Source organism: Mesorhizobium sp. M4A.F.Ca.ET.022.05.2.1 (assembly GCF_003998845.1).
GTDB lineage: Bacteria > Pseudomonadota > Alphaproteobacteria > Rhizobiales > Rhizobiaceae > Mesorhizobium.
In genome coordinates this window covers 1-7,816 of sequence record NZ_RZOJ01000287.1, presented here as the reverse complement: position 1 = coordinate 7,816, position 7,816 = coordinate 1, and the positions used below count along the sequence as shown (strand labels likewise).

The window sequence follows — 7,816 nt, the reverse complement described above, 5'->3', positions numbered from 1 at the left end:
GGCGATATAGACGCGCCCATAGCGATCCCGATAACGGCAGCGGTCCGGCTCGTTGGCCCGGCCAATCAACGCACCGGCAACAGCGCCGACGGCGCCACCGACGACTGCGCCTTCCACCGGGTCATTCGCCACGGCAGCGCCTATCGCCGCGCCGCCCAGGCCGCCGACCGCAGCACCCTTTTCCGTCTGCGAGCAAGCGCCGAGCGCCATCAGCAGGGCCACTAAGACTATCGCTTTCTTCATCATCGTTTCTCCCCAACGGGAATGCGCCTGCACCCGCCTTGCAGCGATAACGCACAAAGACGTGATTTGATCCGCCCTGCAGTGCCGCGCGTCCCCCCGGACGCGCAAAGATGCTGCATTTTCAGGTAGTTATTCGGCGGCTCGCTTCAAGTTGGCGAGGCCGACCTCGAAATCCTTGCCGATCAGCGTGTCGAAATTCATGAACAGGCCCATCAGCTTGGCGATGAACGGACGGCCGCCGCGCATCGCCCAGGTGACGGTCGTGGTCTCGCCGGACGGAGTCAAGGTGAAGTCGACGCTGTTGTTGGCCCGGAACGGCTTTTCGAAATCGAGCTTCAGCGCCACCAGCGAGGATGGAACCGAGCTGGTGATCTCCATCCGCCCGACGCCTGCCTTGCCGTTGCCTTCCCAGGCATAGGCCGCGCCCTTGCCGCTTTCGGCGCCGGACAGCGTGCGCTTCATGTCCGGGTCGAGTTTTTCGTAAGGCGACCATTCGGGCCAGCGCGTGAAGTCGTTGATCAGCGGATAGATCGCCTCGGGCGGCGCCTTGATGATGGCCGAGCGGCTGACGACGAAATCGTTCGGCCGTGTCGCGGCGTAGATGAGCACGGCGGCAATGGCGACAATCAGGATAGTGAGGATGGTGGTGAACATTCTACGGTCCTCCCGATGCTTAGCGGGCAAACGGGATCAGCGCGCGCAGCCTGGGGTCACGCAGGAACAGGCCGGCCCACAGAATGATGCCGAGATAGACGCCGAACAGCGTGTGCGAGAACAGCGGGCTGTCGAGCCGCACTTTGGTGGCGATGGCGCCGCCCATATAGGCAGTGAGCAGGATGGCGCCGAGCACCGAGGTGCGCGGCAGTGCGTAGAGCGCGGTGGAGATCAGCCCGATGATGCCGAGCATACGCGCGGCGTTGGGATCGGCCGGCCAGCCGAGTTGCACCATCGTCTGGGTGACGATGTCGAGCGGCGGCAGTTTGATGGCGCCGTCGAAGATCATGAACAGCACGATGAGCGCGCTGAGCACGCGACCGGTCCACAGGGCACCCGACGACACGGGCGCGGTTTGAGCAATGCTCATTGACGTTCCCTCCTAATATTTTAGTTAGAACCCCGGCGTCTTTGCCAGGCTCGAACCAAGGACGCGGCACGCGTCGACCGTCCGACACGTGCCGGAATCTTTTTCACAGAGGCGCGCGGCTCATTCCGGCGCGCCGCAAGGGCACTCAGAGTGTCTTGAGATAGGCTTCCAGCCGCGCGTAGCTCGCCATGACCATCTGGCCGAAGCCCATCTTCACCGCCATGTCGCGGGCGGCAACCGAGTTGGCGCGGATGTTGGCGACGATCCGCGTCTTGCCGCCGGCATCCTCGAACAGGATTGTCGTCACCATGTTGGGCGGCGGCAGGGTATCCTGCCACTGACTGCGATCGAGCGGGGCGTCGCGATAGATGATCCGCTCTGGCGGAGCGATTTCGAGATAGACGCTGTTGGTTGGGTATTCACTGCCGTCGGCGAAGCGCATGGTCAGACGGAATTGCCCTCCAGGCCGTACATCCATCTCGCAGACCGGATAGGTTGAGCCTTCCGGTCCCCAGAACCGCACCAGGTGATATGGATCGGTGAAAAGCTTGAACATCAGCGCGCGTGGCGCATCGAAGGTCCGGGTGATGATGATGACCGGGTCGTCGGATGGCGTGTCGATGGTCTGATCTGTCATGTTCCCCTCTCTGGATGTCTTGTTGCGCAAGGGCGGCAAGATGATTGGCCGGCTTAGCTTTTACCTGCGCCGGGATCACCCGCCTGCAAGGCTTGCAGATAGGTTTCCAGCCGGTCGAAGCGCGCGTCCCATAGCACGCGGTAGGTCTCCAGCCATTCGTCGATCTCGCGCAATGGTTCCGGTTGCAGGCGGCGCGGCCGAAACTGCGCGTCGCGGCCGCGCGCCACCAGGCCGGCGCGCTCAAGCACCTTGAGGTGCTTCGACACCGCCGGAAAGCTCATGGCAAACGGCTCCGCCAGCTGCGTGACGGAGGCCTCGCCGAGCGCCAGCCGCGCCAGGATGGCGCGCCGGGTCGGGTCGGCAAGCGCGGCGAGGGTCAGACTGAGGCTATCCGTCGTCATATTGAACCAACTGGTTATATAACCTTTTGGTTCTATACGAGAGGCCGCCGGCCGAGTCAAGCGGCGGTGTCAAAAACAGAATCCAGGCAGCGCTCATCCGGCTCGCAAACCGGATGGCCAGGGCTGGAACGCTCTGGCCTCAGGAGAAATAGAACCGTTCGGCCGGGATCATCTTCGGCGCCGGTTCGCCGAGCGCCTCGAACACCGAGATTTCGCAGACGCGGCAAAGCCCATCCAGCGCAAGGTCATTGGGCTGGGTGCCGAACGGATCCTCGAGCTCTTCCGAGAGCGCGTCGAGGCCGAAGAAGGTGTAGGCGATCAGCGCCGTGAACAGCGGCGTTGCCCAGCCGGCTGGCGCGACCAACCCAAACGGCAGCAGCAGGCAGAAGACGTAGGCCGTTCGCTGCAGCAGCAGCGTGTAGGCGAAAGGCAACGGCGTTCCGGCGATGCGCTCGCAGCCGGCCTGCGCGGCGGCGATCTCCGACAGGCGCTCGTCGAGGATGCGGTAGCCGACCGTATCGAGCGCCCCGGCCTTGCGCAGCGCCGCGATGCGCGCGCCCATCCTGCGTACCAGGGCATCGGGAGAGTTGACGGCCTTCACCACGGCTTCGGCCTCATCACCGATGAAGCCGCGCGCTTCCGCCGTAGCATCCACCCGCCTGAGCAGGCCGCGCAGGAAATGGCAAAACGCGATCGCATCCATCAACAGGCCGCGCAATTCGGCCCGGTCCTCGATAAGGCCGGTCGAGGCGCGCGCCAGGTTGCGGATGTCGAAGACGAGCTGGCCCCACAGCTTGCGCGCCTCCCACCAGCGGTCGTAGGCGGCGTTGTTGCGGAAGCCGAGATAGATCGACAGCGCCACGCCGAGCAGGGCGAAGGGTGCCGTGCCGGCATTGCCGAAGTCGAGCTTGAGAGCTTTGATGACCAACACCACCAGCGCGCCATAGGCGGCAAAACCGAAGATCTGCGGCAGGATGCGCGGCACCACCGAGCCGCGCATGATGAAGAACAGATGCAGGAAGCGCGGACGCGGGCGGACGATCATCAAAACCTCCAGACGGACCGGCTCCGGTCCCGATCCCGTCCATTGTGCTATGCGACGGCAAAGCAAGCTCGGTCGACAGCGACATTTCCGTGTCGCCCGGGCAGGCACTACCGGCGCTCATCCGGCCGGTCTAAGGACGAGGCGGCGGGCTCGCGAGACTGGCAGCCGCGCGCCGCCGAGGGAGGAAAAATGACCGGCGAAACCGATCTGCAAAAATTGTTGGCGTCGATGACGCCGCGACTGCTTCCCGATGTCCACGTCTTCGCGACGCTGGCGCCGGGCGCGACCATGCCGGATGGCCTCGATCCGGTCATGAGCTTTCGCGAGCAGGAAGGCCTTACGCTGATCGTGAAGGAGGACCAGTCGAGAGCGGCCGGCATCGACGGCATCTTCCGCTGCCGGATGATCACGCTGAACATCCACTCCTCGCTGGAAGCGGTCGGCTTCCTCGCCGCCATCACCACGCGGTTGGCAGGGGCGGGCATGGGCGTCAATCCGGTCTCGGCCTTTTACCACGACCATCTGTTCGTCCCGACGGATCGGGCGGAGGAAGCGATGGCGATGTTGATCGAATTGGCGGAGCAAAATCGGTTGTGATGCCGGCTCTCCACCGCCTGCTTGAGATGCCGGTGCCGCCCCTCATCCCCCTGCCCGGACCTTCTCCCCGTGAACGGGAGAAGGAAGCTACCCGGCCGAAGGCCGAGCCCGCGACTGCGGGCCGCCGGTCGTCCGGCGCCCCCGCGGAGGGCCAGCCGCGTCAGCGGCGGTGCGGCCCGTGAGCGATAAGTTATGCCGCCTTCTTCTTCGGCTGGATCAGGCCGCGCTCGACCAGAAGTTCGGCGATCTGCACCGCGTTCAGCGACGCGCCCTTGCGCAGATTGTCGGAGACGACCCACATCGACAGGCCGTTGTCGACGGTCGAATCCTCGCGGATGCGCGAGATGAAGGTGGCGTCCTCGCCGGCCGATTCGAGCGGCGTGATGTAGCCGCCGTTCTCGCGCTTGTCCAAGACCTGGCAGCCCGGCGCCTCGCGCAGGAGCTCGCGCGCCTCGTCGGCCGTGATCGGCTTTTCGAACTCGATGTTGACCGCTTCCGAGTGGCCGATGAACACCGGCACGCGCACGCAGGTCGCCGTCAACTTGATCTTGGGGTCGAGCATCTTCTTGGTCTCGGCCACCATCTTCCACTCTTCCTTGGTGAAGCCGTCGTCGAGGAAGACGTCGATGTGCGGAATGACGTTGAAGGCGATGCGCTTGGTGAACTTCTTGACGTCGACCTGGTCGGCGACGAAGACGGCGCGGGTCTGGGTGAACAGCTCGTCCATGCCTTCCTTGCCGGCGCCGGAGACCGACTGGTAAGTGGCGACCACGACGCGCTTGATGGTCGCCGCGTCATGCAGCGGCTTCAGCGCCACGACCAGCTGCGCCGTCGAGCAGTTCGGGTTGGCGATGATGTTCTTGCGCGAGAACAGTTCCACCGCGTCCGGGTTCACTTCCGGCACGATCAGCGGCACGTCCGGGTCATAGCGGAAGGCGGACGAATTATCGATGACGACGCAGCCCTGCTTGCCGATCTTCGGCGACCATTCCTTGGAGACGTTGCCGCCGGCCGACATGACACAGATGTCGGTGTCGGAAAAGTCATAGGTGTCGAGCGCCTTGACCTTCAGCGTGCGGTCGCCGAAGGACACTTCGGTGCCCTGGCTGCGCCGCGAGGCCAGCGCCACCACTTCGCTTACCGGAAAGCCGCGCTCATCCAGAATGTTGAGCATTTCGCGGCCCACATTGCCCGTGGCGCCGACTACCGCAACCTTGAAACTCATAAAGATCTCCTGTCCCTCTCCGCTTGGTTGTTGGAGAAAACCCGCTGGCCTCATGCGGGTTCCGTCCCCCGGGCCGAACCCGGGAGAGGGTGGTTAGGCCAAGGGAATCACACCGTTTTGGTGATGGTTTTGGCCGTAGTTTTGCTGGAACGGGCAGGCGCGCCGAAGCGCCCGGCCCGATGCCGTGCATCGTGGCTGGGGGCATCGAATGCAAGAAGAGCCATCAGAAGGCCGCGCATCGAAGAACAATCCCGTTCGAAGCGGGCTTTTACGCGGTTTGGTAAAAGAGTCAATTGGCGGCAGCGCTCTCCCTTCTCCCCTTGTGGGAGAAGGTGTCGCCGAAGGCGACGGATGAGGGGTGCTCCAGAAAACACCAACCTCTCACTCCGCTGGAACACCCCTCATCCGTCTCGGCGCTGCGCGCCGATCCACCTTCTCCCACAAGGGGAGAAGGAGAGGCGGTGCCGCTTGCGCTGTACAATGGCCGCCGCAGGAAGTACGAACGCTCAAAATGTCCTTCGCCTGCGTGCGTCAGCCCGGCATGTGTTGCCGGACAGGCAAGCTCCGAATTCCGAAAGAGAAAAATGTCCAGTTTCGAAACGATCGTGCCTGCGCTTGCAGAGGCGCTGGAAAAACGCGGCTATGCCGCGCTGACGCCGGTGCAGCAGGCGGTGCTGGCGCCCGAGCTTCGCGCGGCCGACGCGTTGGTCTCGGCCCAGACCGGCTCCGGCAAGACGGTCGCCTTCGGCCTTGCCTTGGCCCCGACCCTGCTTGGCGGCGCGGAGCGTTTCACCGATGCCGGCGCGCCGCTCGGCCTGGTGGTGGCGCCGACGCGCGAGCTGGCGCTGCAGGTGCGGCGCGAGCTGGAATGGCTCTATGAGCTGACCGGCGCGCAGATAGCCTCCTGCGTCGGCGGCATGGACATGCGCAGCGAGCGGCGGGCGCTGGAGCGCGGCGCCCATATCGTCGTCGGCACACCGGGCCGGCTGCGCGACCACATTACGCGCGGCGCGCTCGACATGTCGGCGCTCAAGGCCGTGGTGCTGGACGAGGCCGACGAGATGCTCGATCTCGGTTTTCGCGAGGACCTCGAATTCATCCTCGACGCCGCGCCCGCCGAGCGCCGCACGTTGATGTTTTCCGCCACCGTGCCGCGCTCGATCGCCACGCTGGCGAAGAACTACCAGCGCGATGCCGTGCGCATTTCCGCCGGCGGCGAGGCAAAGCAGCATCTCGACATCGAATACCGGGCGCTCTCCGTGGCACCCGCCGACCGCGAGAACGCCATCATCAACGTGCTGCGCTATTACGAGGCGACCAACGCCATGGTGTTCTGCAACACCCGCGCCGCCGTCAACCATCTCACCGCGCGCTTCAACAACCGCAATTTCGCCGTCGTGGCATTGTCCGGCGAACTCAGCCAGAACGAGCGCAGCCACGCGCTGCAGGCGATGCGCGACGGCCGCGCAAAAGTCTGCATCGCCACCGACGTGGCGGCGCGAGGCATCGACCTGCCCAATCTCGACCTGGTCGTCCATGCCGACCTGCCGTCCAACCCGGAAACGCTGCTGCACCGCAGCGGCCGCACCGGCCGTGCCGGGCGGAAAGGCGTCAGCGCGCTGATCGTGCCGAACAACGCCCGCCGGCGCACCGAGCGGCTGCTCCACAATGCCGGCCTGACCGCGTCCTGGGCGAGCCCGCCCTCGGCTGACGAGGTGCTGCGCCGCGACGACGAGCGTATCCTCGCCGACCCTGCCTTCGGTGAGCCGGTGAGCGAGGAAGAACGCGGTTTCGTCGAAACCTTGCTCGACCGCCACGGCGCCGAGCTTGTCGCCGCCGCCTTCGTCCGGCTCTGCCGCGGCAGCCGCTCGGCGCCGGAAGACCTGCTCGACGTCGCGCCCTTCACGCCGTCAGCCGAAAGGCCCGCGCGACGCGACCAGCAGCCCAGCCGCCGCGACGATTTCGGCGACAGCGTCTGGTTCTCGCTGTCGGTCGGCCGCCGGCAGAATGCCGAGCCGCGCTGGCTGATCCCCATGCTGTGCCGCACCGGCAGCATCAGCAAGCGCGAGATCGGCGCCATCAAGATGCAGCCGGAAGAGACCTTCGTGCAGATCGCCGCCGACTGGGTCGACCGGTTCCTCGCCGCAATCGGCCCCGACCGCAAATTGCAGAACAACATCGCGGTGAGACGGCTGGACGGCACGCCCGACCTGTCGCGGGCCGGCTACCAGCCGCCGAAACCCGACAAGAAGCCGCATCGCGGCAAGCGGCCCTTCGACCAGAACGCGCCCCAATTTGAAAAGCGCGCGCCGGGCGAGCACCGGCCCGCCGGCGCGGATTCACAACCCTGGGCGAAGAAGCCCGGCAAGCCGAAATTCGACAAATCAAAACTCGACCGGCCGAAATTCGACAAGCCGGTAAAGCACAAGAAGCCGAAGAAGCGGCCGGCGTAGGTTCGCCAGGTTGGAAGCTGACCCGCAGCGAACGTCCGGGCAAATCGCCAACCTCGAAAATTAGCCGAAGCGTCCGACCTTCGTCATCCACGGGCGGAGCGAAGCGGACGCGTAGACCCGAGGATCCATGC

The 7,816-nt window shown here is 65.2% G+C and carries 9 protein-coding genes; 2 read left to right on the top strand and 7 right to left on the bottom strand.

Annotated elements, in window-relative coordinates; genetic code table 11:
* The 6 genes from EN745_RS24805 to EN745_RS24780 form a co-directional block, all read right to left on the bottom strand.
* The coding region (locus tag EN745_RS24805; RefSeq protein WP_127422489.1) for a glycine zipper domain-containing protein at nt 1-243 on the bottom strand (243 nt) is incomplete at its 3' end.
* A gap of 129 nt (nt 244-372) precedes the next feature.
* Nucleotides 373-897: an SRPBCC family protein gene (locus tag EN745_RS24800; protein ID WP_126057403.1), complete on the bottom strand. Its 525-nt coding sequence runs from the start codon at nt 895-897 to the stop codon at nt 373-375.
* 19 nt (nt 898-916) lie between these two features.
* Nucleotides 917-1,327: a DoxX family protein gene (locus EN745_RS24795; RefSeq protein ID WP_126057402.1), complete on the bottom strand. Its 411-nt coding sequence runs from the start codon at nt 1,325-1,327 to the stop codon at nt 917-919.
* Nucleotides 1,328-1,472: 145 nt separating this feature from the next.
* Nucleotides 1,473-1,964 carry an SRPBCC domain-containing protein gene (locus EN745_RS24790; RefSeq protein WP_126057401.1) on the bottom strand — a complete coding sequence of 164 codons (492 nt, stop codon included), beginning with the start codon at nt 1,962-1,964 and terminating at the stop codon, nt 1,473-1,475.
* 53 nt (nt 1,965-2,017) lie between these two features.
* Complete coding sequence (locus EN745_RS24785; RefSeq protein WP_127422488.1) at nt 2,018-2,365, bottom strand: metalloregulator ArsR/SmtB family transcription factor; 348 nt, start codon at nt 2,363-2,365, stop codon at nt 2,018-2,020.
* A 139-nt stretch (nt 2,366-2,504) separates the two neighbouring features.
* Nucleotides 2,505-3,410 carry a bestrophin family ion channel gene (locus EN745_RS24780; RefSeq protein WP_127422487.1) on the bottom strand — a complete coding sequence of 302 codons (906 nt, stop codon included), beginning with the start codon at nt 3,408-3,410 and terminating at the stop codon, nt 2,505-2,507.
* 189 nt (nt 3,411-3,599) lie between these two features.
* Here EN745_RS24780 and EN745_RS24775 point away from each other — a divergent pair, with 189 nt between their 5' ends.
* Nucleotides 3,600-4,007 carry an ACT domain-containing protein gene (locus EN745_RS24775; RefSeq protein WP_127422486.1) on the top strand — a complete coding sequence of 136 codons (408 nt, stop codon included), beginning with the start codon at nt 3,600-3,602 and terminating at the stop codon, nt 4,005-4,007.
* 190 nt (nt 4,008-4,197) lie between these two features.
* Here EN745_RS24775 and EN745_RS24770 read toward each other — a convergent pair whose 3' ends face one another.
* Nucleotides 4,198-5,232, bottom strand: coding sequence for an aspartate-semialdehyde dehydrogenase (locus EN745_RS24770; RefSeq protein ID WP_127422485.1), 1,035 nt, complete (start codon nt 5,230-5,232; stop codon nt 4,198-4,200).
* 584 nt (nt 5,233-5,816) lie between these two features.
* Between EN745_RS24770 and EN745_RS24765 the strand changes: the two genes are divergently transcribed.
* Nucleotides 5,817-7,685, top strand: coding sequence for a DEAD/DEAH box helicase (locus EN745_RS24765; RefSeq protein ID WP_127422484.1), 1,869 nt, complete (start codon nt 5,817-5,819; stop codon nt 7,683-7,685).
* Nucleotides 7,686-7,816 lie beyond the last annotated feature (131 nt).